We start from the raw sequence: 23674 nt of genomic DNA on the forward strand, positions 1-23674 counted from the left end.
CGGATGATCACCGAACCTCCGCCGATCAGGTCTGGGGCTTTCCGCCGGCGTACCGGCTGATGATCAAGGCGATCAAAATGATCCCTCCGTAAATCGCCTTCAGCCATTCCGCCGGGACCTGGGCGATGCGCAGCAGGCTGTCCACCGACTGCAGCAACAGCACCCCGGTCAGCGCTCCGACCAGCGTGCCTCGCCCGCCGTCCAGGGAGACACCGCCGATGACCGCCGCGGCGAAGACCTGGAGGATCAGGCCGTCACCCTGGTCAGCGCCGAGGGCACCGACATAGCCGGTGTATGCCAGGCCACCGATAGCAGCCAGCACTCCGGCCACCACGAAGACCGCCCACGAGATCCGGTCCACTCGGATGCCCGCGGCCCGCGCGGCTTCTCGGTTGCCGCCGATCGCGTACAGGGAGCGGCCGACTCGGTGGTATCGCAAGCCCAGCCCGAAGAGCACGAACAGGGCCGCCGCGAGCCAGACTGACATCGGCAAGCCGGCAAACGTCGTGGTCGCCAGCGCGGTGAACGCGTCCAGCTGGTCGAACAGAGTCTTGCCGTTCGTCGTGCCGATCTGGGTTCCGCGCAGGACCGTCAGCATCGCCAGCGTCACGATGAACGCGTTCAGCTTCAGCTTCACGATCAGGAAGCCGTTCACGAAGCCGATCAAGGCACCCACCACGGGGATCGCCACCAAGCCGAGCACCGAAGGCCATTCGGTGCCGAAGCCGGACGACGCCGCGGGAATGACCAGCATCGCGCCGATCGCGGGGGCGATGCCCATCGTGGATTCCAGCGACAGGTCGAACTTGCCGGTCAGCAGCACCAGAGACTCGCCCAGCACGACCAGCGACAACGCGGCCGCCGCGGAAAGGATGCTGATGATGTTGTCGAAGGTGAAGAACGTGTCGCTGATCAGCCCGCCGATCACGAACACCACCACGAGCGCGGGCAGCAGCGCCAGTTCGCGCAGCCACGCCGACTTCCGGCGCTTCGGCGCCGCCGCGGGCAGCGCCGTCTGCGGGTCGCTCATCAGGTCAGTCATGGAGCCCGACTCCTTCGATATCCGCCACCAGGTCCCCGTCGGACCAGCCGGCCTGGTGAACGGCGGCCACCTCGCCGGCGCGCAGCACCAGCACCCGGTCGGCCAGGCGCAGGTCGTCCAGCTCGTCGCTCACGAGCAGCACCGCCTTCCCCTCGGCCCGCACCCGGTCCACGACCGCGAGCAGGGCCTCCTTCGACTTCACATCCACTCCCGCGGTGGGGTTGATCAGCACCACCACGCGCGGATCGCTCTCCAGAGCCCTGGCGAGCACGACTTTCTGCTGGTTCCCGCCGGACAGATCCGAAACCGGCTGGTCCGGGCCGGCCGCGACGATGTCGTAGTCGGCCAGGGCGCGCGATCCGCGTTCGCGGCGGGCCTTCGGGGACGCCAGACCGCCGCGGCCCATCCGGTCGAGCACCGACAGGGTCGCATTGTCCATAATGGAGTGTTCCAGCACCAGACCTTCATGGTGCCGGTCCCGCGGGACACAGCCGATGCCTGCACGCAGGGCAGCGGTAATGTCCCCGGAGGGCAGGCGTTTTCCGTTCACCGCAACGGTTCCCGCGGTGGGCTTGCGCAGGCCGTAGACCGTCTCGGCTACCTGGTGCTTGCCGCTTGCGTTGCTGCCCGCGAGTCCGACGACCTCACCGCGGTGGATCCGTAGCGAGACATCGTGGAATCCGTCGCCGGAGAGGTCATCTACGGCGAGGACCTCTTCGGCGTCGACCGCGAGCGGGTCGCGGGTGGCGGCGTCGCGGACGGCGAGGCCGCCCTGCTCCCCCGTCATCGCGTCGACCAATGCCGCGCGGCTGACCTCCTCGACGGGTGCGGTAAGCACGTGGCGGGCGTCGCGCAGGACGGTAACCGCTTGGCACACCTCGTAAACCTCGTGCAGGTGGTGCGAGATGAACAGGAACGTGACACCGTTCTCCTGCATCTGCCGCATGCGCTCGAAAAGCCGCTCGATAGCCTGGCTGTCCAGCTGCGCGGTCGGCTCGTCCAGCACGATGAACCGGGCACCGTAACTCAGCGCGCGCGCGATCTCGACGAACTGACGGTCCTCAACGGACAGATCGCCTGCCGGAGTGTCCACATCGACCCGCACATCCCACGAGTCCAGCAGCTCCCGCGCCTGCCGGCGAAGCTTCTTCCAGCCGATCGCGAATCCGCCCCTGGCCTGCCGGTTCAGGAACAGATTCTCCGCGACGGTCAGCTGCGGCACCACCATCGCGTGCTGGTACACGCACGCCACGTGCGCCTTCCAGTCGTCCTGTTTGGACAGGGAAGGTGCCGGTACGCCGCCGAAGGAAACGCTGCCGGTGTCCGTTTCGGACAGTCCGGTGAGGATGGACACCAGCGTGGACTTGCCCGCCCCGTTGCGGCCGACGAGTGCGTGGGACTCGCCGGGCCGCACGGTGAGGCTGACGTCGTGCAGCGCCACGGTGGGCCCGTACCGCTTCCCGACGCCGTCCGCCTGCACTACCGGCGCGCTCACAGGTTGTTACCCCACAACGCTTTGTCGTCCACGTTGTCCTTGGTCACGACCGGCGCGGGCAGCTGGTCTTCCAGGATGCCGGGGCTGATCTCGACGATCGTGGAGTCGTGGTCGGTCGGGCCGGGCTTGAACGTCTCGCCCGCCATCGCCTTCTTGAGCCAGTACATCCCGTACTTGGCATAAGCGTCGGCAGGCTGCGAGACGGTCGCGTCCAATTCTCCGTTGCGGATCGCGGTGAGCTCCTGCGGGATGCCGTCGTTGCTCACCAGCACCACGTGCTTCGGGTCGCCGACCGGGAAGAACAGGTTCTTGCGCTTGAGCGCCTGCTCGGTCGGCGCGAGGTAGACGCCGCCTGCCTGCATGTACACGCCCTTGATGTCCGGGTTCGCGGTCAGCAGACTGTCCAAACCGGACGAAGCCTTGTCCGCCTTCCATTCCGCGGCGACCTCGAGAACCTTGACGTCCGGGTACTTCTGCTTCATGCACTCGCGGAACGCCGCCGACCGGTCGCGGCCGTTGACCGACGCGAGGTCGCCCATCACCTGCACGACCTTGCCGCTCTTCACGCGCTTGCCGATTTCCTCGCACGCCTTGGTTCCGTACGCCTTGTTGTCCGCGCGCACCACCATCGCGACCTTGCCGCTCTCCGGCGCGACGTCCACCGCGACCACCGGGACGCCCTTGTTCTCGGCCTGCTTCAGCCCGGCGACGACCGCGGCCGAGTCGAGCGGGGTGACGACGAGGCCCTTCACGCCCTGGCTGAGCAGCGTGCCGATGTCGGTGATGAGCTTCGCCGGGTCGCTGTCGGCGTTCACCGTCGGCAGCGCGTCGAGGCCCTGCTCCTTCGCCATCTGCGGCACGTATTTGTTGTAGGCCTGCCAGAACGGCGAGGTCAGCAGGGGCAGCGTCGCCCCGACCTTGCCGGTGCCGCCGCCGCTCGCCGCGGCCGCCGGTTTGTCCTTAGTGGACCCGCACGCACCGAGCACCAAACCGCAGGCGGCCACCGCGGCGGCCAGCCGGATCACCTTCGTACGCACCGCATCCTCCTTGATGACAGGCCTTGTTGGCTAAGCAGATCAGTTCTGCACGGGTCCGCGCGGGCGCAGGCCGTACATGCCGCCGTCCACCGCGAGCGCGGTGCCGGTAGTCGATGCCGAAAGCGGGCTGGCCAGATACGCGATCGCGTTCGCGACCTCGTCCGCGGTCACCAGCCTTCCCATCGGCTGGCGGGCGGCGAGCGCCTCCCGCTCGGCCGAGGGGTCCGCGGCGGTGTCGAGCAGCCTGCCGACCCACGGGGTGTCCGCGGTGCCGGGGCACACGCAGTTGACGCGGATCCGGTCCGGCAGGTGATCGGTGGCCATCGCGAGGGTCAGCGACAGCACCGCGCCCTTCGTGGCCGAGTACAGCGCCCGCGCGGGCAGCCCGGCCCACGCGGCGATCGAGCACGTGTTCACGACCGCTGCCGCAGGCGAGTTTTTCAAGTGCGGCAAGGCAGCCCGGGCCGTGCGCACCATGCCGACCACGTTCACGTCGTACGCGCGGTGCCACTCGTCGTCGTCATTCGCGGTGACGTCGCCCTGCGCGCCGATTCCCGCGTTGTTGATCAGGATGTCGAGGCGGCCGAAGCGTTCGGCCACCGCGTCGACGGCGGCGCGAACCTCGGCGTCGGACGTCACGTCGCAGCGGAATCCGGCCAGCGGCTCGGGTACCTCGTCGGTCTTGAGGTCGAGCACGGCCACCTGCGCGCCGCGCTGGGCCAGCAGGTTCGCCGTGGCCAGGCCGATGCCCGAAGCGCCGCCGGTGACCGCGGCGACCAGGCCGTCGAATTCGCTCACTGCGCGTTCTCCGTCCATTCAGGACCGTCCGGGAAACTGAACCGGCGCAGCGTAGCGTCGTGCATGCGCGCGGAAAAGCCCGGTGCGGTCGGGGCCAGGTAGCGACCGTCGCGCACGACGGCCGGGTCGGTGAAGTGGTCGTGCAGGTGGTCGACCCATTCGATGGACCGGTCACTGTCCGAACCGGACACTGCCACGAAGTCGAACATGGACAGATGCCGCACCAGTTCGCACAATCCGACACCACCGGCGTGCGGACACACCGGGACGCCGAATTTGGCTGCCAGCAACAGGATCGCGAGATTCTCGTTCACCCCGCCGACGCGTGCGGCGTCCAGCTGCAGCACGTCGATCGCGTTAGCCTGCAGTAGTTGTTTGAACACCACACGGTTCTGGACATGCTCGCCGGTGGCGACCTTGATCGGCGCGAGCGCCTTCGCGATGGCCGCATGGCCAAGAACATCGTCCGGCGATGTCGGCTCTTCAATCCAATATGGATCGAACGGTGCCAGCGCGGTCATCCACGACACTGCCGTCGCGACATCCCAGCGCTGGTTCGCGTCGACCGCGATCCGGATGTCAGGACCGACAGTCTCGCGGGCTAGTTTCATTCGCCGGACGTCGTCTTCGAGATTCCCGCCGACCTTCAGTTTGATCATCTCGAAACCGTCGGCAACGGCTTGTTCGGCCAGCCGCACCAGTTTCGCGTCGGAATAACCGAGCCAGCCCGCCGACGTGCTGTACGCGCGATAGCCGTCGGCTTCGAGTTTGGCGATCCGCTCTGCTTTCCCGGGTTCGGCGGCGCGCAGGATGTCGAGCGCTTCCTCTTCGGTGAGCGCGTCGGAGAGGTAGCGGAGGTCCACAAGGGACACCAGCTCCTCCGGCGTCATCCGCGACGCGAACTTCCACAATGGAAGTCCGGCTCGCCGGGCGGCTAGGTCCCACGCGGCGTTGACGATCGCGCCGATCGCCATGTGCGCCACGCCTTTTTCCGGTCCCAGCCAACGGAATTGCGAGTCGCCGACCAAGGCCCGAGAGAGCGCACCGAGCGCTTCTGCGTCTTCAGGAACATCGCGGCCGACCACATGCGGCGCGAGCGCGCGGATCGCGGCGGCCTGCACGTCGTTGCCTCGGCCGATGGTGAACGCGAGGCCGTAACCGTCCGGTCCGGCGTCGGTGTGCAACTCGACGTAGGCCGCCGAATAGTCCGGATCCGGGTTCATCGCGTCCGAACCGTCGAGGTCGCGCGACGTCGGGAAGCGGACGTCCCGGACCTCCATGGCCACGATTTTCGCCATGTCAGGCCTGCCCGAAGGTCTGGCGCTGCTTGCCGAGGCCGTCGATTTCCAGTTCGACGACGTCGCCCGCGCGCAGGTACGGCTTCGGCTCCGGCTGCCCGAGCGCGACGCCCTCCGGGGTGCCGGTGTTGATCAGGTCGCCGGGGCGCAGCACCATGAACTGGCTCAGGTAATGGATGATCTCGGCGACGCCGAACACCATGTCCTTTGTGGACGAATCCTGCACTTTCTCGCCGTTGACCCAGGTGCGCAGGCCGAGCGCCTGCGGGTCGGGGATCTCGTCGGCGGTCACAAGCTCCGGGCCGAGCGGGTTGAAGGTCTCGCAGTTCTTGCCCTTGTCCCACTGGCCGCCGCGGTTCAGCTGGAAATCGCGCTCGGAGACATCGTTGGACACGACATACCCGGCGACGTGCGCCAGCGCTTCGTCCACGCTTTCCAGATACCGCGCGGTTTTCCCGATGACGACGCCGAGTTCGACCTCCCAGTCGGTGGCCGTGGAGTCGCGCGGGACGAGCACCTCGTCGAACGGTCCGACCATCACGTCGGACGCCTTCATGAACAGCACCGGCTCGGTCGGCACGGCCGCGCCGGTTTCCTCGGCGTGACGGCGGTAGTTCATGCCGATGCAGACGATCTTGCCCGGCGCGGCGATCGGCGCGCCGAACCGCAGCCCGGCCCCGTCGGCGACCGGCAGTTCCCCGGCTTCGAGCGCCCGCGCGGCCTTGGCCGGTCCGTCGCCGGCGAGGAACGCGCCGTCGATGTCCGGCGTGACCCCGGAGAGGTCGTGGAGGGTGCCGTCACCGGCACGGACGAACGGACGCTCAGCCCCCGCTGCCCCGAGACGCACAAACCGCACGGACGAACCCCTCTCTCGACACCGTTCTCGCGATACATCCGATGTATAGCGCACCGGAGGGCGACAGATCTAGAGGGAAGCGGGATTTGGTGCGGAAATTGATCCGATCACCGGGCTGGCGGGTGGATAACGGACACTCGTCCTGGCGGGGTGGTCCCGTCAGAGCGAGGGAGACGGTGCGGCGCGGATGGCGAGCGGGGATGCGGCTGGGCCGCGGGGACGTGCGAGCGGCGGTTCGCGCGACGGCGAGGAAGGCAGCGAGGCGCGGGCGGGCAGCGGCGGAGAGTCGGGGCCGACGAGGGGGCCTCGGGACAGCTCTGATGCGGGAGGCGTGCGGGGTGTCGGCGACGAGGGAGGCCTGCGGGGTGTCGGGGACGAGGGTCGGGTGCGTGAGCCCAGCGATGGGAACCGGCGCGATCGCCGGGAGGACCCGAACATGGCTGGCGCTCCGGCGGACGGCGCGGACAGCTCCGACGACTCGGACAGCACGGGCGGCACGGGCGGCACGGGCGGCACGGGCGGCACGGGCGGCACGGGCGGCGAATGGTGTGCCGCTGAGCGGGCAGTGCCGTTGCCGGACGGCTCGTGGATGCTCCCTCCGGAACGCTCCGCTGCTGATCATTCGGCGCACGATCAGGTGGCTCTTGATCATTCCGCGACGGATCACTCCACGGCGGACCGCGTGCCGTCGGATCATTCCGGAGCTGAATACTCCGCCGCTGGTGCCTCCGGCGCGGAGCATTCCAGGGCTCAGGGATCGGTGGCGGATCATTCGACGCCCGATCACTCCAGGGCCGACCACCCCACGGCGAACCGTGCCACGCCCGATCACTCCACGGCCAATCAGCCCATGCCAAACCACTCCACGGCCGATCACTCTGCAACGGAATACTCCGTCGCGGGTGCTTCCAGCGCGGAGCATTCCGCAGTGGAGCGATCCGTCCTGGAGCACTCCACACTCGATCACTCCGCGCCCGATGAATCTGCAGCCGAGTGCCCCACGCCTGATCACTCCGAAGCCGCCCGCCCCACGGCAGACCACTCCGCAACGGAATACTCCGACGCGGAGCATTCCGTTGCCGAACCCTCCACCGCGGATCACTCCACTGCGGAATACTCCGCAGCCAATCACTCCGCAGCCGACTGCCCCGCCCCGGATCACTCCGCGGCGGATCAATCCGCGGCAAACCACCCCACCCCGCGTCACTCCGCGGCGGATCAATCCACAGCCGACCACCCCGCCCCAGATCACTCCGCTGCCGACCACCCCACCGCGGCCAGCGCGGAATATCCCTCCCTCGAACACTCCGTCACCCTCCCCGAGCACCCCCGCCGGGGCAAGATCCGGCGTCTTCTCATCCTCGGCGGCCTCTCCGCCTTTGGGCCTCTCTCCATCGACATGTATCTCCCCGCTCTGCCCCGGATGGCGGGGGATTTCCGGGCCTCCGACACGACCGTCCAACTGACGCTCACTGCGTTCGTCGTCGGGCTCGCGGTCGGGCAGATCGTCGCTGGGCCCCTGTCGGATTCCTTCGGGCGGCGGCGGCCGTTGCTGGTCGGGTTGGGGTTGTACATCGCCGGGTCGGTCGCGGCGGCGGTGAGTCCGGGCGTTGAGCTGCTGATCGCGGCGCGGAGTGTTCAGGCGCTCGGCGCGGCGGCGGGGATCGTGATCGCGCGCGCGACCGTCCGCGATCTTTACACCGGTACGGCGATGACGAAGTTCTTCTCGCTTCTCCTGCTGGTCAACGGTCTCGCGCCGATCCTCGCTCCGGTGCTCGGCGGGCAGTTGCTCACGTTCACGTCCTGGCGCGGGGTGTTCGTCGTCCTCACCGGGTTCGGTGCGCTGTTGCTCGCTGCGGTCGCGTTCGCGCTGCCGGAACCTTTGCCGGTCGAGCGGCGGCATCCGGCGCGGTTGGGTGGGGTGCTTCGGACGTATTGGCATCTGCTCACCGACCGCACGTTCCTTGGTTACGCGCTCACCGCCGGGCTGAACTTCGCCGCGTTGTTCGCGTACATCTCGGGATCGTCGTTCGCCCTGCAGGACGTTTACCGGCTGAGTCCGCAGGAATACAGCGTCGTCTTCGGGCTCAACGGGGTGGGCATCGTGCTCGCTGGGCAGCTCAACGGGTGGCTCGTCGGCCGGTTCCCCGAACGGGTGCTGCTGCGCACGGGGCTGACGGTGTCGACCCTCTCTGGTCTGGCCACGCTGGCGGCCGCGGTCATGCGGCTGCCGTTGCCTGCGTTGCTGATTCCGTTGCTGCTCATGGTTTCCTGCATCGGAATCATCAACCCGAACGCCAGTTCGCTCGCGCTGGCGGGGCACGCGCGCACGGCGGGGTCGGCGTCGGCGCTGCTGGGCGTGCTGCAGTTCGCGATCGGCGGGATCGCGACGCCGCTGGTCGGGCTCGGCGGGCCGGGCACGGCGGTGCCGATGACCGCGGTGATGGCCGGGTTCGGGGTGGTCGCTTGGCTGTCGTTCGCGACGCTGGCGGTCAGCCCAGATCGGCGAGATTTCCGCTCCGCAGCTGGTCGTCGGTGACCGCGATGCGTTCGTCGACCAGCTTTTGGAGCGCGTCCCCGTCGTCCCACTGGTTGACGTTCATCGCGGCCGAGACCTCGCTCTCCGGGGTCACCCAGAACGCCGTGAAGTCGTAGGTCGCGAGGTCCCCGCGCACGACGACGCGGTCTCGGTCCAAGACGGGCAGGCCGCGGTATTCGCACCCGATCGCCGGACCGCCGCGGTCTGGGTCGTATTGGTCGGAGAAGAAGTACGGGCTGTTCAAGTACGGCTCGTTCGCGCCAAAGAGGTTGGCCGCCACGTGCTCGCCTTGCGTACGCGCTGTCGCCCAGTGCTCGACGCGTACGCGGCGGCCGTAGCGCGGATGGAACTGCGAAGCGATGTCGCCGATCGCGTAAACGTCAGGTGCCGCTGTACGCAGACCTGCATCGACATCGACACCGCCGTCGTCTGCCAACTCGAGACCGGCGGCGTGCGCCAGTTCGACGCTCGGGGCCGCGCCGACAGCGATAAGGACAACGTCGGCGTACAGCTCTTCGCCGCTCGGCAGTCGGACGCCGGTCGCTGCGGTGTCACCGGTGATCGCTGCGACGCCTTCGCCGAGACGCCACTGCACACCGTGTTCTTCGTGCAGGCGGTAGAACGCTCCGGCCACTTCGTCGCCCAGCACATTCGCGAGCGGCAGCTTCTCCGGGGCGACCACAGTCACCTCGGCACCGTGCGTACGCGCGGCAGCGGCGGCTTCGGTACCAATCCAGCCCGCGCCGACGATCAGTACGCGCTTCGCAGCCTCGAAGGCCGCGCGCAGCCGCAGGGAGTCGTCGAGAGTGCGAAGCATGTAGAGGCCGGGGAGGTCGCCGCCGGGCACCTTCAGCGTCCGCGGGTGTGAGCCGGTCGCTAAGACGAGACGGTCGTAGCGGTGTTCGTCGCCAGCGTCGTCGAGGACCAGTCGGGCACCCAGTTCAACCCGGGTTGCGGTGGTGCCGAAGAGCAGTTGGATGTCGTGCTCGCTCCAGTAGCCCTCTTCGCGCACCCAGTCAGGCTCGTCGGCGTTGCCGAGCAGTACCGCCTTCGACAGCGGCGGCAGCTCGTACGGCCGGTGCGGGTCCGATCCCAGCAGCAGGATCTCGCCGTCGAAGCCGCGTTCTCGCACTGTCGCCGCCGCGGTGGCACCGGCGAGTCCGGCTCCGACGATGACGATTTTCCGAGGTTCCGACATGCGTCCTCCTGAGTGCCCGCGGCGTGCGGTGGCCGACGCTACTCCGGTATGCGGCTGGTCACACCCCGTGGAAAACCGGCCGGTAGGCAATTCGGGTGAACCGGCGTAAGCCGCCGCGGAGGGCGCGGTCACACCCCCGCACGAAGGACACGGGTGCTACGTGATCGGAAGGCGAGGGCCGTGACAGCGCGGGACGACAGTGCGGTGCGGAACGAGTGGACGGTCGGCTGCCGGGACCTGGCGGGCAGGCGGCGCGACGTGACGGTGTTCGTGAGCAGCGACGACAAAGTCGTCCTGGTCGCGCCGCCGGGAGAGGCGGCCGTGCTGGGGCCGCTGGAGGTCGGGCGGCTGCGCGCGGCCCTGCGCGACGCCGTGGTGGCCACCGCGACGTCGGCGCGACGCACCGGAACCGACTGACAACTACCGTTCCTACTCATGAGTAGGTAGAGTCGGCACCCGCAGACCCCGAAAGGTGCCGGCCATGACCACCTACTTCGTCACGGGCGCGACGGGCTTCCTCGGGAAGCGCCTGGTCGCCCGCTTGCTCTCGCGGCGGGACACGACCGCCGTCCACGTGCTCGTCCGCAACACCTCGCGCGACCGCCTGGCCGCGCTGGCGCGGGACTGGCCGAACGCCGACCGCCTGGTCCCCGCCGTCGGCGACCTCACCGAACCGCTGCTGGGCCTCGACCCGGCCGGCTACGACGGGGTCGATCACGTCGTCCACCTCGGCGCGGTCTACGACTTCACCGCCGACGACGCGGCGAACCAGGCCGCGAACGTCGAGGGCACCCGGAACCTGCTCGCCTTCGCCGCCGCTGCGGGCGCGGGACTGCTGCACCACGTGTCGTCGATCGCCGTCGCGGGCGATCACGCCGGCCGCTTCACCGAAGCCGATTTCGACCTCGGACAGTCCTTCAGTTCTCCGTATCACGCCACGAAGTTCGAGGCCGAGAAGCTGGTCCGCGCACAGTCCGACGTGCCGTTTCGCGTCTACCGGCCCTCCGCGGTCGTCGGCGATTCGCGCACCGGCGAGATGGACAAGATCGACGGTCCGTACTACTTCCTGCCCGCCATCTCGCGCCTTGCCGCGCTGCCGAAGCAGCTGCCGCTCGCCGCGCCCGATTTCGGGGCCACCAACCTCGTCCCGGTCGACTACGTCGTCGCCGCGATGGAAAACCTCATGCACCGCGAAGCGCCTTCGGGCAGTACGTATCACCTCGCTTCGCCGCGACCGCAGAAGCTGCACGAGGTCTACAACGCCTTCGCCCGCGTTGCCGGAGCGCCGCGCGTACGCACGACGGTGCCGTCCGGTCTGCTTCGCAGCACAGCGTCTCGCCTCGCGACCGCTGTCGACCGCCTGCCGACTGGACGTGCGACGCGCGCAGCAGTGTTGACCGAGCTGGGAATTCCGCTCGAAGTACTCCCCCACCTGAACATGGAGGTGGAGTTCGACACCGCGCGCACCACTTCGGAGCTGTACGGCAGCGGCGTCCACCTTCCCGAGCTTCGCGACTACGCAGAACCGCTTTACCGCTACTGGCGCGCGCATCTTGATCCGGACCACGCTCGCCGCCCAGGGCTTGAAGGACGCGTTGTCCTCATTACCGGTGCGTCGTCGGGCATTGGCCGCGCTAGTGCGCTCGCTGTCGCACGACGCGGTGCGAAGGTGCTTCTCATCGCGCGTCGTGCCGAAGAACTCGAAGACGTGCGTAGCGAGATCACCGCAGCAGGTGGCGAAGCAGCGACGTACCCGTGCGACCTCACTGACGGCGACGCGCTCGACGGTCTCGTGAAGGCGGTCCTCGCCGACCACGGCGCGGTGGACGTCTTGGTGAACAACGCCGGACGCTCCATCCGACGCTCGGTGCAGCTGTCGACGGAACGGTTCCACGACTACGAACGCACCATGGCCATCAACTACTTCGGCCCGGTGCGGCTGATCCTCGGGCTGCTGCCGTCGATGACCGAACGCCGGTTCGGCCACATCGTGAACGTCACCACGCAAGGCCTGCAGACCGACACCCCGCGGTTTTCCGCTTACCTGGCTTCAAAAGCCGCGCTCGAGGAGTTCAGCCTGACCGCCGGGCGCGAGACGCTGTCCGACGGCGTCACGTTCTCCTCGGTCCGGATGCCGTTGGTGCGCACGGACATGATCGCGCCGACCGGTTCGTACCGCGGGCTGCCCGCGAGTTCACCGGAACGCTCCGCGGCGCTGGTGGTGAAGGCGATCGAACGGCGACCACAGATCCTGAGCCTCCCCGAGGGCCGGGCCGCGGAACTGGCCTCGCTGGCAGCGCCGGACCTCGCGCGGTTCGCGGCGCACCTCGTCTACCGGGTGATGCCGGAATCCGCGCCGGAAGCCAAAAAGCTGCCCCGCCAGCCCGCTTCGGCAAAGGTCGCGGCGACGCTGACGCGGCTGGTGTGGCGGCGGAAGGCCTAAGGACGTCGTGAGTGTTCAGCACGGTGAGAACCGGCAACGACACTCACGAGTCCACCAGCAGGTCGTCCGGCGATCCGCTGGCCAGCCCGGCCAGCACGTCCAACGCACTCGCCAATGTCTCCTCCGAGGGTGCGGACACCGCGATCCGCACCGCGTTCGGCGCGTGCCCCGGCACGACCGAAAACGCCGCCGCCGGGGACAACGCGATTCCCCGGCGAGCAGCGGCGGCCACGAACGTCTCGGCCCGCCACTGGTCCGGCAGCACCCACCACCGGTGGTAGGCCGAGGCGTCGCCGTACACCTGGAAACCCGCCAGCCGCTCCGCGACGATCCGCGCCCGCGCGCCGGCGTCCGCGCGTTTCGCCGCTTCGACCTCCGCGAGCACGCCGCCGGTGATCCACCGCCGCGCCGCCTCCACCGAGAACCGCGACGCCGACCAGCCGCCGGACCGGATCGCGCTCGCCAGCCGCGCGACCCACGGCGGCGGCGCCACGAGGAACCCGGCGGTGAGCCCGGGCGCGACGCGTTTCGACAGGCTGTCCACGAACACCGTCCGCTCCGGCATCAGCGCGGCGAGCGGTTCGGTGTCCGGGCGGAGGAACGTGTAGATGCCGTCCTCGATCACCGGCAGGTCCAGCCTGCGGACGGTCTCGGCCAGTTCGGCGCGGCGCCGCGGCGGCATCGTGGTGCCGAGGGGGTTGTGCAGGGTCGGCTGGACGTACAGCGCCCGCACCGGAGCGCTCGCCGCGAGCGCGGCCGGGACCAGGCCGTGCGCGTCGGTCTCGATCGGCACCAGCTCGATGCCGAGCCGGGTCGCCGCGGCCTTGACCACCGGATACGTCAGGGATTCGACCGCCAGCCGCTCGCCGGTCGGCACGAACGCCGCGAGCGCGGCGGCGATGCCCTGCCGCCCGTTTCCCGCGACCAGCACCTGGTCCGGATCCGGCCGCCAAGTGCCCCGGGCGAGCATCGAGACCGCCGCCTCGCGGACCGCTTTGGTGCCGGCCGCGCCGAGCGGATGCAGGGCGTCGGTGAAGACGTCCGCACGCAAGACGGGTTCGAGTGCCTGCGCCAGTTTGGCCGATTGGGTCGGCAGCACGGCGAAGTTGAGTTCGAGATCCACGCGCGCGTCGCCGGGTTCGGACAGCGCCGGTTCCGGGCCGGGCTTCGCCGCGCGCACGAAGGTGCCCCGGCCGACCTCGCCGACCGCCAGGCCGCGGCGGACGAGTTCGCCGTACACGCGGGCCGCAGTGGAGCCCGCGATGCCGCGGTCGCGCGCGAACCGGCGCTGCGGCGGCAGCCGGTCGCCGGGCCGCAGCCGGCCGGCTTCGATGTCGGCGGCGAGTTCGTCCGCGACGACGCGGTAGTCGTCCATCCCACCCTCGCTCTGCCGGGATTCTCCCGGACGCATCATGGCACCGGCCGGTCACTGTTCGCTAATGCGACCCACGGAACTCCCCGGACGGGGGTCACTAGGTTAGCCTTACCTGTGTGGCACGGACGAGCGAAGACACCCGACTGCACGCCGAGGACCTGACGCTGGCCTATGACGGCCGCACGGTCGCCGAACGGCTCGGCGTGGTCATCCCGGACAAGTCGTTCACGGTCATCGTCGGCCCCAACGCCTGCGGCAAGACCACGCTGCTGCGCGCGCTCGCCAGGATGCTGAAGCCGCGCGCGGGCTCGGTCTACCTCGACGGCGAGGTGATCTCCAGCTACGGCGCGAAGGAGGTCGCGCGGCGGCTCGGCCTGCTGCCGCAAAGCTCGATCGCGCCGGACGGGATCACCGTGTCCGACCTCGTCGCACGCGGCCGGTACCCGCACCAGAAACTGCTGCGCCAATGGTCCCGCGAGGACGCGACCGTGGTCGCCGATTCGATGCGCGCGACCGGCGTCGACGACCTCGCCGAGCGGATGGTCGACGAACTGTCCGGCGGGCAGCGCCAGCGCGTCTGGATGGCGATGGCGCTGGCCCAGCAGACCGATCTGCTGCTGCTCGACGAGCCCACGACGTACCTGGACATCGCGCACCAGCTCGACATCCTCGACCTCTGCGCGACCCTGCACAGCGAACAGGGCCGCACGCTGGTCGCCGTGCTGCACGACCTCAACCACGCGGCCCGGTACGCGACGCACCTGATCGCGATGCGCGACGGGAAGGTGCTGGCCACCGGGACACCGGAGGAGGTCGTGACGGCGGAGAACGTGGAGCGGATTTTCGAGCTGCCGTGCCGGGTGATGGAGTGCCCGGAGAGCGGGAGCCCGATGGTGATCCCGAAGGTCAGCCGCCGCGCGGCGTGATTCAGCGGCGGGACATGAACGACCGCCACACGTCTGCCGGGACCGACGAACCCGTCACCTTCTTGCCCGTCGCGTCGAGCAGCTTGCGGTTGTCATCGGTACCGAGCCACACCGCCGTCGCCAACTGCGGTGTGTAGCCGACCGCCCAGGCGTCCTGGTTGTCCCGCGAATTGCCGCGCTCGAACTCGCCCGTGCGCAGAGCCGCCGCGCGCCCGTCCGGCAACGTCGTCTGCAGAACGGAAGTCACGTCCTGCGCGACCTGCTCCGGAACGGCGGAGACCGGTTGGTTTTCGTGCTGCCACACGACTTTCCCGGACTGATCGAGCACCTTGTCCACCAGGTGCACCGGCGCGTGCATCCCGTTGGCGGCATAGGTCGCATACGCCCCGGCGACGTCGAGCGGCCGCATCGGGTACCGGCCGACGACGATGCCCGAGCCGATCGTGGCGCCGTCCTGTTCGCGCATGGTCGGCGCGCCGTCCACCTCGTCCGGGATTCCGGCTGACCGGGCCGCCTCGCTCACCTCGTCGACGCCGATCTTCTTCGAGACCGTGATGAACGGCGTGTCCGCCCCGGACGTCAACGCGGTGCGCAAGGTGCACGGCTGCGGGCACTTCGGCGGGTAGTCGAACTTCTCGCCGAGGTACTGGATCTCCCGGGGAGCAGCCACTTTCTCGTCCAGCGACATCCCGTTCTTCAAGCCGGCCGCCGCGGTGAACGGGTAGAACGCGGAGCCGAGCGGATGGCCGGTTGCCGCATAATCCCGGACCCCGTGGTTGCCGCCGTCGTACGCCCGCACCGCGCCGCTGGCCGGATCGACGGCGACCAGCGCACCGCGGAACTCCGCTGGTTCGCCCTTCAACCGGTCGCTCAGCGCGGCGTGCGCGGCGGTCTGCAACCCTGGGTCCAGGGTGGTCTGGACGGTCAGATTCCCTTGCTGCAACCGGGAAAGCGAGAACCCGGCGGCCTCCAGTTCAGTGAGCACTCGCTGTTTGAGGTGGTATTGGTCGTAATTCAGGCTTACCCGGGTCTCGGCAGGCGGCTTGATCTCCGCGCCGGGATAAGCCATGCCGTCGGAGTTCTTGAGATAACCGCGCTCGACCAGCTTGTCGCGCACGTACCGCCAGCGCTTCGCCGCGTGTTCGTCGCCGGACACCGCCGGATCGTGCACCGACGGCGACTGGATCATCCCGGCCAGGAACGCGGCTTCGCTCCAGGTGATGCTGTTGTCCAGCGGGCGGCCGAAGAACGCGTTCATCGCCGCCGCCGGGCCGAAAGTGTTGCGGCCGAAGGAGATGATGTTGACGTAGCTCTCGAAGATCTGTTCCTTGCTCTGCTCCTGGGTGATCTTCGTGGCGAGCACGAGTTCCTGCATTTTCCGGGAGAGCGTCGAATCCTCGTCGCCGGTCGACTTCTTGATGTACTGCTGGGTGATCCCGGACCCGCCGCCGACGCCGGTCAGGAACGCGCGGCCGATCCCGGTCGGGTCGAAGCCGGAGTTGGCCCAGAAGGTCGGGTCTTCCGTGGCGACGATGGCGTCGCGCAGCTTCTGCGGGATCTGGTCGAACGGCACGAACCGCCGGTCGCCTTCCGGGGGCACGACGCGCAGCAGCTCGCTGCCGTCGGCGTATTTCAGCGTGACGGTTTTGCCGAGCGAGGCGAGGACGTCCTGCGGACTGCGGACGTCCAGCAGCAGGTAGGCGATCCAGAACGCGATCAGCGGCACGCCGACCGCGAAGCCGGTCAGGTAGTAGGCACCCTTGCGGATGCGGCGCCACGTGCTACGGGCAACAGCGGATTGCTCACTCTCCGGGCCTGGCTCCACGAATGGAGGACGGCTGAACTAGTGACAAGGTTCTGTCGACCCGGTGAATTGATCACGAGAGGAACGCGCGAAGCAAGGACGCGGTGCCCTCGATGTGCTCGGCCATCGCCTGCCGCGCGGCGACCGGATCGCCGGCCAGGATCGCGTCGACAATCGCCTCGTGCTGCGCGTTCGAATGCTCCAGGTTGGGCTCGAGCAGCGGAATCCGGTCGAGCAGCTGGTTGACCCGGGTTCGCGCGTCGGCGACCGTGCTGGTGAGCGACGCGGACGCGGTGACCTCGGCGATCGCCAGGTGCAGCCGCGAATCCTTGCGCCGGTAATCGGCGAGACTGGCCGCCGACGCTTCCGCGAGGGTGCCGGTGAGATGCTGCCGATCGGCCGGGCTCAACGTGCGCGCCGCGGCCGCCTCCGCGGCACCGGTCTCCAGGACATGCCGCAGGCACAACGCGTCTTCCAGCCCGGCCGCGTCCACCTCGCCGACCGCCCGTTCGGCAGGTTCCGGCAGGTTCTCGTTCACGAACGTGCCGCCGTACCGCCCGCGCCGCGACTCGACGTACCCGGCGTCGGCCAGCGCGCGAATCGCCTCCCGCAGCGTCACCCGGCTCACACCGAGCCGTTCGGCCAGCTCGCGCTCGGAGGGCAACCGGTCCCCCGCACCGACGACCCCGAGCCGAATCGCCTGCAACAGTCGCTCGACGGTCTCCTCGAAGGCGTTCCCGGCACGCACCGGCCGGAACAGGGCCGCGTTCGCGCTCACCACCGAGGTCGACTCCACCTGCCCGATTCTATGCTGCCTGATTGCAGAGAAGTCTTTGCAAAGAGTTCTCTGCGGTTCTAGGGTGGACGCATGCCTTCGGAACACCACGACCGGCAGATCGACGCCCGCGCCCTGCGCGCGCTCGCCCATCCGCTGCGGATGGAACTGCTGGATCTGCTGACGATGGACGGCCCGGCCACCGCGACCGGCCTCGCCAAACGCGTCGGCGAGAGTTCCGGCACCACGTCCTGGCATCTGCGCCAGCTCGCGGACGCCGGACTGGTGGTCGAGGATCCCGAACGCGGTTCGAAGCGCGAACGGTGGTGGAAGGCGGCGCAGCAGGGCACCTCGCTCAAGACGAGCGAGTTCCTGGAGGATCCCGACCTCGCGGGCACAGTCACCGCGTTCCTGCACCACGTCGTCAACCAGCGCTATCGCGAGACGCTGCGGTTCGTCGCCGACATGCCCCGCTGGGGCAAGACCTGGCAGAGCAACGCGACGTTGAGCGACACCGGACTCCAGCTCACCCCGGAGGAAACCGGGCGGCTGAGCAAGCAAATCCAAGAACTGATCGAGAGCTACCGCCGGGAAAGCCGTCCCGGCGACACCACTGTGTTCGCCCAGTGGTCGGTGTTTCCCTACGCGCCCAGACCGGAAGCAGAGGACCAAGACTGATGAACCCAGACCTGCTGGCCTTCGTCACCCAATATCAGGACGGACTGCGCGCCGACGCGGACCAGCGCCGTCTCACCCGGCACAAACCGCCGTCCACGCCGAAGGATTCTCCCCGGCAACGGTTCGGCTGGTGGCTGATGACCGTGGGCCTTCGCCTCGCCACCCCGAAACGCCGTGAAGGACTCCTCGAAGGAATCTGATTCCCGCAAGGAGCCCTTCACGGAACGAAAATCAGCACTCGATGACGTTCACGGCCAACCCGCCGCGGGCGGTCTCCTTGTACTTCACCGACATGTCCGCGCCGGTCTCGCGCATGGTCTTGATCGCCTTGTCCAGCGTCACCACGTGGCTTCCGTCGCCGCGCATCGCCATGCGCGCGGCGTGGATCGCCTTGGACGCGCCGACTGCGTTGCGTTCGATGCACGGGATCTGCACCAGCCCGCCCACCGGGTCGCACGTCAATCCGAGGTGATGCTCCACCCCGATTTCCGCCGCGTTCTCGACCTGGGCGGGCGATCCGCCCAGGACCTCGGTCAGCCCGGCAGCCGCCATCGCCGAGGCCGAGCCGACCTCGCCCTGGCAGCCGACCTCGGCGCCCGAGATCGAGCCGGTCTGCTTGAGGATCGAGCCGATCGCGCCCGCGGTGAGCAGGAAGGTGACGATGCCGTCGTCCGAAGACCCGCGCACAAACCGTTGGTAGTAATGCAAAACCGCCGGAATGATCCCGGCCGCGCCATTGGTCGGAGCGGTGACGACGCGTCCGCCCGCGGCGTTTTCCTCGTTGACCGCGAGGGCGTACAGGCTGACCCAGTCCATCGCGTACAACGGATCGTCCGCACCGTCTTCGGCGAGCAGCTTGTCGTGCAACGACTTGGCCCGCCGAGGAACCTTCAGACCGCCCGGCAGCACGCCCTCGTGCGTGTACCCGTTGCGCACGCACTCGGCCATCACCTGCCAGATCTGCAGCAGCCCAGCCCGGATTTCCTCGCGGCTGCGCCAGGAAAGCTCGTTCTGCAGCATGATCTCGCTGACCGGAAGCCCGGTGTCCGAGCAATGCTTCAGCAGGTCCGCCCCGGTGCGGAACGGGTACGGGACCGGCGTGGAATCCTCCACGAACACCGTGTCGGTCTCGTACGACTCGTCCCGCACGAAGCCGCCGCCGACCGAGTAGTACGTGCGTTCCCGCACCAGCGAACCGTCGGCGGCGAACGCGCGGAACACCATCCCGTTGGGATGCGCGGGCAGCGACTTCCGCCGGTGCATCGTCAGGTCGGTGTCCTCGACGAACGCGACCTCGTGCGTCCCGCCGACAGCCAGCCGCCCGGACTCCCGGATCGCCGCCACCTTGGCGGGCACCGTGTCGGTGTCGATTTCCTCCGGACGCTCCCCGGAAAGCCCGAGCAGCACCGCCTTGTCGCTGCCGTGCCCGAACCCGGTCGCGCCGAGGGAGCCGAACAATTCGGCCTGCACTCGCGCGACCGTCTCGAGCACGCCGTCCTCGACCAGACCGTCCACAAAGGTCTTGGCCGCGCGCATCGGGCCGACCGTGTGCGAACTCGACGGCCCGATGCCGATCGAAAACAGGTCGAAGACGCTGATCGCCATTGATCCGCCCCTTCTCTTAGTTCCTCGCCAGCACGCTGCTGGCTTCTTGCGCCGCCGGTCCTTCGGCGGTCAGGTGGGCGAGGTTCTCCGGCAGTTCCTCGCCGCGGTGCGCCTTGGTCTGCGCGTACAACCGGCCCGCGCGGTACGACGACCGCACCAGCGGTCCCGCCATCACACCCGGGAACCCAATGGCCTCAGCGGTCTTGGCGTGCTCGACGAATTCTTCCGGCTTGACCCAGCGGTCGACCGGGTGGTGCCGGGGCGAAGGCCGCAGGTACTGGGTGATCGTGATGATCTCGCAGCCCGCGTCGAACAGCTCCTGCAACGCCACGCTGACCTCGTCCGGGGTCTCCCCCATGCCGAGGATCAGGTTCGACTTCGTCACGAGCCCGGCCGCGCGGGCCTGCGTGATCACGTCCAACGACCGCGCGTAACGGAAACCGGGGCGGATCCGCTTGAAGATCCGCGGCACCGTCTCCACGTTATGCGCCAGCACCTCCGGACGCGACCCGAACACCTCAGCCAACTGGTCCGGCTCCGCGTTGAAGTCCGGGATCAGCAACTCGACACCGGTACCGGGGTTCAGCGCGTGGATCTGACGCACCGTCTCCGCGTACAGCCAGGCGCCGCCGTCCTCGAGATCGTCACGAGCCACGCCGGTGATGGTCGAGTACCGCAGCCCCATGGCCTGCACCGACTCCGCGACCTTCCGCGGCTCCGTCCGGTCCAACGCAGCAGGCTTGCCCGTGTCGATCTGACAGAAATCGCAGCGCCGGGTGCACTGGTCCCCGCCGATCAGGAACGTGGCCTCCCGGTCCTCCCAGCATTCGTAGATGTTGGGACACCCGGCCTCTTCACAAACCGTGTGCAGACCCTCGCGCTTGACCAGGCCCTTGAGTTCGGTGAACTCCGGACCCATCCGCACCCGCGTCTTGATCCACGACGGCTTCTTCTCGATCGGCGTCTCGCTGTTGCGCACCTCAAGCCGCAACAACTTCCGCCCCTCGGGCTGCGCGCTCATCGGCTCAGGTCCGCGTACAGCGGGTGCTTCTTCGCCAGCAGCTCGACCCGGGTGCGCAGCGCCTGCTGCGCGGCCTCGTCGAAGTCCGGTTTGAGCGTCTCGGCGATGATGTCGGCGACCTCGGTGAAGTCGTCGGCGCCGAAGCCGCGGGTGGCCAGCGCCGGGGTGCCGATCCGCAGGCCCGAGGTGACCATCGGGGGACGCGGGTCGAACGGCACCGCGTTGCGGTTGACGGTGATCCCGACCGAGTGCAGCCGGTCCTCCGCCTCCTGGCCGTTGAGCTGGGAGTTCACCAGGTCGACGAGGACCAGGTGCACGTCGGTGCCGCCGGTGAGGACGCGGACGCCCGCCTCGGCGCAGTCGGTGCGCGACAGCCGGTCGGCGAGGATCTTCGCGCCTTCCAGGGTGCGCTCCTGGCGCTCGCGGAACCCGTCGGTCGCGGCGATCTTCAGCGCCACGGCCTTGGCCGCGATCACGTGCTCCAGCGGACCGCCCTGCTGACCGGGGAACACCGCCGAGTTGATCTTCTTCGCCAAGTCCTGGCGGGAGAGGATCAGGCCGCCGCGCGGACCGCCGAGGGTCTTGTGCGTGGTGGTCGTGACGATGTCCGCGTGCGGCACCGGCGACGGGTGCAGCCCGGCGGCCACGAGGCCGGCGAAGTGCGCCATGTCGACCATCAGCTTGGCGTCGACCAGGTCGGCGATCCGGCGGAACTCGGCGAAGTCGAGCTGGCGCGGATAGGCCGACCAGCCGGCGACGATCAGCTTCGGCTTGTGCTCGACCGCCAGCCGCTCGATCTCGGCGACGTCGACGATCCCGGTTTCCTTGTCGACGTGGTAGGCGACCACGTTGTACAGCTTGCCGGAGAAGTTGATCTTCATCCCGTGCGTCAGGTGGCCGCCGTGCGCGAGGTCGAGGCCGAGGATCGTGTCGCCCGGCTTCAGCACCGCGAACATCGCCGCCGCGTTGGCCTGCGCGCCCGAGTGCGGCTGCACGTTCGCGTGCTCCGCGCCGAACAGCGCCTTGGCGCGGTCGATCGCGAGCTGCTCGACGACGTCGACGTGCTCGCAGCCGCCGTAGTAGCGGCGGCCCGGGTAGCCCTCGGCGTACTTGTTCGTCAGCACCGAGCCCTGCGCATCGAGCACGCCGACCGGCGCGAAGTTCTCCGAGGCGATCATCTCGAGCGTCGACTGCTGGCGGTCCAGCTCCGCGGCCACCGCGGCGGCGACCTCGGGGTCCACCTCGGACAGGGGGGCGTCGAACGGGGCGGTCATCAGTTCTCCTGGGTCAGCTCGGCGTACGCGGACGCGTCGAGCAGCTCCGGGACGTCGCCCGAGAGCCGCACCTGCAGCAGCCATCCTTCGGTGTAGGGGTCGGAGTTGATGACCTCGGGGGTGTCCGATGTGGCCTCGTTCACCGCCACCACCTCGCCGCTGACCGGCGAGTACAGCTCGCTGACCGACTTGGTCGACTCGACCTCGCCGAACACCTCGCCCGCGGTGACGGTGTCGCCGACGCCGGGCAGCTGCACGAACACGATGTCGCCGAGCGAGCCGGCCGCGAACGCGGTGATGCCCACCGTCGCGACGCCGTCGTTGACCGACAGCCACTCGTGTTCCTTGGTGTAGGACAGGTTCTGGGGAATGCTCACGGTGCTAGGGCCTCTCAGGCTCGGGAGTAGAAGGGCAGGGCGACGACCTCGACCGGCTCGACGCGGCCCCGGATGTCGACGGACAGCGCGGTGCCGGGCTCGGCGTGCTCCCGGTCTACATACGCCATGGCGATCGGGTAGCCCAGCGTCGGCGACAGCGCGCCGCTGGTGATCTCCCCGATAGTGGCATCCCCGGACAGCACGGCGTACCCGTGCCGCGGGGCGCGGCGGCCGGTGCCGCGCAGGCCGACCCGCACGCGCGGGACGTCGGCCTTCTTCAGCTCCTCCAGGGCCGCGCGGCCCACGAAGTCGCCCGGCTTCTCGAACTTCACGACCCGGCCGAGACCGGCGGCGAACGGGTTCAGCTCGCGGCTGAGTTCGTTGCCGTACAACGGCATCCCGGCTTCCAGCCGCAGCGTGTCGCGGCAGGCGAGACCGCACGGGACCAGGCCGTGCTCCTGCCCCGCCTCGGTCAGCAGCTGCCACAGCGCCGGAGCCTGCGCCGCGGGCACGAACAGCTCGAAGCCGTCCTCGCCGGTGTAGCCGGTGCGGGCCAGCAGCACGTCGATGCCCTTCACGACGGCGGGCACGCTCGCGTAGTACTTCAGCGACGCGAGGTCCGCGTCGGTCACCGCGGCGAGCACGTCGACCGCCTTCGGGCCCTGTACCGCGATCAGCGCGGTGTCCGCGGACCGGTTCTCGACCACCGCGTCGAACCCGGCGACCCGCTCGGCCAGCGCGTCCGCGACCACGGTCGCGTTGCCCGCGTTGGCCACGACCAGGTACTCCTCGTCGGCGAGCCGGTAGACGACCAGGTCGTCCAGCACGCCGCCGTCGGCGTCGCAGATCATCGTGTAGCGGGCGCGGCCCGGCTTCACGCCGGTCAGGTTGCCGACCAGCGCGTAGTCGAGCACGTCGGCGGCCTGCGCGCCGCGGACGTGGATCTCGGCCATGTGCGACAGGTCGAACAGCCCGGCCGCCTCGCGCACGGCCTTGTGCTCGGCCAGCTCGCTGGCGTAGCGCACCGGCATCGACCAGCCGGCGAAATCGGTGAACAGCGCCCCGAGGTCCTGGTGGACCTGGTGCAGGGGGGTTTCCGTCACAGGAAGCCTTTCGTTGTCGCGAGCGGAGGT

The 23674-nt window shown here is 69.1% G+C and carries 21 protein-coding genes; 6 read left to right on the forward strand and 15 right to left on the reverse strand.

Annotated features, from left to right (window positions below; genetic code table 11):
* Window positions 1–25: 25 nt before the first annotated feature.
* The 6 genes from DMP23_RS24815 to DMP23_RS24840 are packed head-to-tail and all read right to left on the reverse strand — an operon-like array spanning window position 26 to window position 6526.
* Window positions 26–1042 carry an ABC transporter permease gene (locus tag DMP23_RS24815; RefSeq protein WP_134665469.1) on the reverse strand — a complete coding sequence of 339 codons (1017 nt, stop codon included), beginning with the start codon at window positions 1040–1042 and terminating at the stop codon, window positions 26–28.
* Window positions 1035–2537, reverse strand: a complete 1503-nt coding sequence (locus tag DMP23_RS24820; protein WP_337822667.1) for a sugar ABC transporter ATP-binding protein — start codon at window positions 2535–2537, stop codon at window positions 1035–1037. Before DMP23_RS24820 ends, DMP23_RS24815 begins: the two co-directional genes overlap by 8 nt.
* The gene (locus DMP23_RS24825; RefSeq protein ID WP_037810163.1) at window positions 2534–3574 is read right to left on the reverse strand and encodes a sugar ABC transporter substrate-binding protein; all 1041 of its coding nucleotides are present in this window, start codon (window positions 3572–3574) and stop codon (window positions 2534–2536) included. The genes DMP23_RS24820 and DMP23_RS24825 overlap by 4 nt, the downstream gene beginning before the upstream one ends.
* A 39-nt stretch (window positions 3575–3613) precedes the next feature.
* Window positions 3614–4372, reverse strand: coding sequence for an SDR family NAD(P)-dependent oxidoreductase (locus DMP23_RS24830; protein ID WP_134665473.1), 759 nt, complete (start codon window positions 4370–4372; stop codon window positions 3614–3616).
* The gene (locus DMP23_RS24835; RefSeq protein WP_337822668.1) at window positions 4369–5670 is read right to left on the reverse strand and encodes an enolase C-terminal domain-like protein; all 1302 of its coding nucleotides are present in this window, start codon (window positions 5668–5670) and stop codon (window positions 4369–4371) included. Before DMP23_RS24835 ends, DMP23_RS24830 begins: the two co-directional genes overlap by 4 nt.
* Before the next feature lies 1 nt (window position 5671).
* A complete protein-coding gene (locus DMP23_RS24840) occupies window positions 5672–6526 on the reverse strand; it encodes a fumarylacetoacetate hydrolase family protein (RefSeq protein WP_337822669.1) in 855 nt (284 codons plus the stop codon).
* Between the two features lie 1342 nt (window positions 6527–7868).
* Here DMP23_RS24840 and DMP23_RS24845 point away from each other — a divergent pair.
* On the forward strand, window positions 7869–9065 hold the full coding sequence (locus DMP23_RS24845; RefSeq protein WP_337824446.1) for a multidrug effflux MFS transporter: 1197 nt from the start codon (window positions 7869–7871) through the stop codon (window positions 9063–9065).
* On the opposite strand, the gene DMP23_RS24850 is transcribed toward DMP23_RS24845, so the two are convergent.
* The gene (locus DMP23_RS24850) at window positions 9019–10263 is read right to left on the reverse strand and encodes an NAD(P)/FAD-dependent oxidoreductase (RefSeq protein WP_337822670.1); all 1245 of its coding nucleotides are present in this window, start codon (window positions 10261–10263) and stop codon (window positions 9019–9021) included. The genes DMP23_RS24845 and DMP23_RS24850 overlap by 47 nt on opposite strands.
* A 180-nt stretch (window positions 10264–10443) precedes the next feature.
* On the opposite strand from DMP23_RS24850, the gene DMP23_RS24855 reads away from it, so the two are divergent.
* On the forward strand, window positions 10444–10680 hold the full coding sequence (locus tag DMP23_RS24855) for a hypothetical protein (RefSeq protein ID WP_037810157.1): 237 nt from the start codon (window positions 10444–10446) through the stop codon (window positions 10678–10680).
* Window positions 10681–10744: 64 nt separating this feature from the next.
* Window positions 10745–12706, forward strand: coding sequence for an SDR family oxidoreductase (locus DMP23_RS24860; protein ID WP_337822671.1), 1962 nt, complete (start codon window positions 10745–10747; stop codon window positions 12704–12706).
* 43 nt (window positions 12707–12749) lie between these two features.
* Here DMP23_RS24860 and DMP23_RS24865 read toward each other — a convergent pair whose 3' ends face one another.
* Entirely contained in the window at window positions 12750–14081 is a 1332-nt protein-coding gene (locus DMP23_RS24865; RefSeq protein WP_337822672.1) for an aminotransferase-like domain-containing protein, read from the reverse strand.
* A 116-nt stretch (window positions 14082–14197) separates the two neighbouring features.
* On the opposite strand from DMP23_RS24865, the gene DMP23_RS24870 reads away from it, so the two are divergent.
* On the forward strand, window positions 14198–15007 hold the full coding sequence (locus tag DMP23_RS24870; RefSeq protein WP_037810152.1) for an ABC transporter ATP-binding protein: 810 nt from the start codon (window positions 14198–14200) through the stop codon (window positions 15005–15007).
* A gap of 1 nt (window position 15008) precedes the next feature.
* Here the strand turns inward: DMP23_RS24870 and DMP23_RS24875 are convergent, their stop codons facing one another.
* Both DMP23_RS24875 and DMP23_RS24880 read right to left on the reverse strand, forming a co-directional pair.
* On the reverse strand, window positions 15009–16832 hold the full coding sequence (locus tag DMP23_RS24875) for a transglycosylase domain-containing protein (RefSeq protein ID WP_337822673.1): 1824 nt from the start codon (window positions 16830–16832) through the stop codon (window positions 15009–15011).
* Between the two features lie 52 nt (window positions 16833–16884).
* Window positions 16885–17607: a FadR/GntR family transcriptional regulator gene (locus DMP23_RS24880; protein WP_337822674.1), complete on the reverse strand. Its 723-nt coding sequence runs from the start codon at window positions 17605–17607 to the stop codon at window positions 16885–16887.
* Window positions 17608–17679: 72 nt separating this feature from the next.
* Between DMP23_RS24880 and DMP23_RS24885 the strand changes: the two genes are divergently transcribed.
* Together DMP23_RS24885 and DMP23_RS24890 are read left to right on the forward strand one after the other, a co-directional pair.
* On the forward strand, window positions 17680–18264 hold the full coding sequence (locus DMP23_RS24885) for a winged helix-turn-helix domain-containing protein (protein WP_337822675.1): 585 nt from the start codon (window positions 17680–17682) through the stop codon (window positions 18262–18264).
* Window positions 18264–18464 (forward strand): hypothetical protein, encoded by a 201-nt coding sequence (locus DMP23_RS24890; RefSeq protein ID WP_337822676.1) that lies wholly within the window; start codon window positions 18264–18266, stop codon window positions 18462–18464. The genes DMP23_RS24885 and DMP23_RS24890 overlap by 1 nt, the downstream gene beginning before the upstream one ends.
* Before the next feature lie 31 nt (window positions 18465–18495).
* On the opposite strand, the gene DMP23_RS24895 is transcribed toward DMP23_RS24890, so the two are convergent.
* From DMP23_RS24895 to gcvT, 5 genes are read right to left on the reverse strand one after another with little or no spacing between them, the layout of a single operon-like run.
* Window positions 18496–19869, reverse strand: coding sequence for an L-serine ammonia-lyase (locus DMP23_RS24895; protein ID WP_037810147.1), 1374 nt, complete (start codon window positions 19867–19869; stop codon window positions 18496–18498).
* A 16-nt stretch (window positions 19870–19885) separates the two neighbouring features.
* Entirely contained in the window at window positions 19886–20890 is a 1005-nt protein-coding gene (lipA, locus tag DMP23_RS24900) for a lipoyl synthase (RefSeq protein ID WP_337822677.1), read from the reverse strand.
* Window positions 20887–22164, reverse strand: coding sequence for a serine hydroxymethyltransferase (glyA, locus tag DMP23_RS24905; protein ID WP_337822678.1), 1278 nt, complete (start codon window positions 22162–22164; stop codon window positions 20887–20889). Before glyA ends, lipA begins: the two co-directional genes overlap by 4 nt.
* Window positions 22164–22541: a glycine cleavage system protein GcvH gene (gene gcvH / locus DMP23_RS24910; RefSeq protein WP_037811636.1), complete on the reverse strand. Its 378-nt coding sequence runs from the start codon at window positions 22539–22541 to the stop codon at window positions 22164–22166. Before gcvH ends, glyA begins: the two co-directional genes overlap by 1 nt.
* A gap of 14 nt (window positions 22542–22555) precedes the next feature.
* The gene (gene gcvT / locus DMP23_RS24915) at window positions 22556–23644 is read right to left on the reverse strand and encodes a glycine cleavage system aminomethyltransferase GcvT (RefSeq protein ID WP_312872138.1); all 1089 of its coding nucleotides are present in this window, start codon (window positions 23642–23644) and stop codon (window positions 22556–22558) included.
* Between the last annotated feature and the right edge of the window lie 30 nt (window positions 23645–23674).

This window comes from Amycolatopsis sp. A1MSW2902 (assembly GCF_017312175.1).
Classification (GTDB): Bacteria; Actinomycetota; Actinomycetes; order Mycobacteriales; family Pseudonocardiaceae; genus Amycolatopsis; species Amycolatopsis nivea.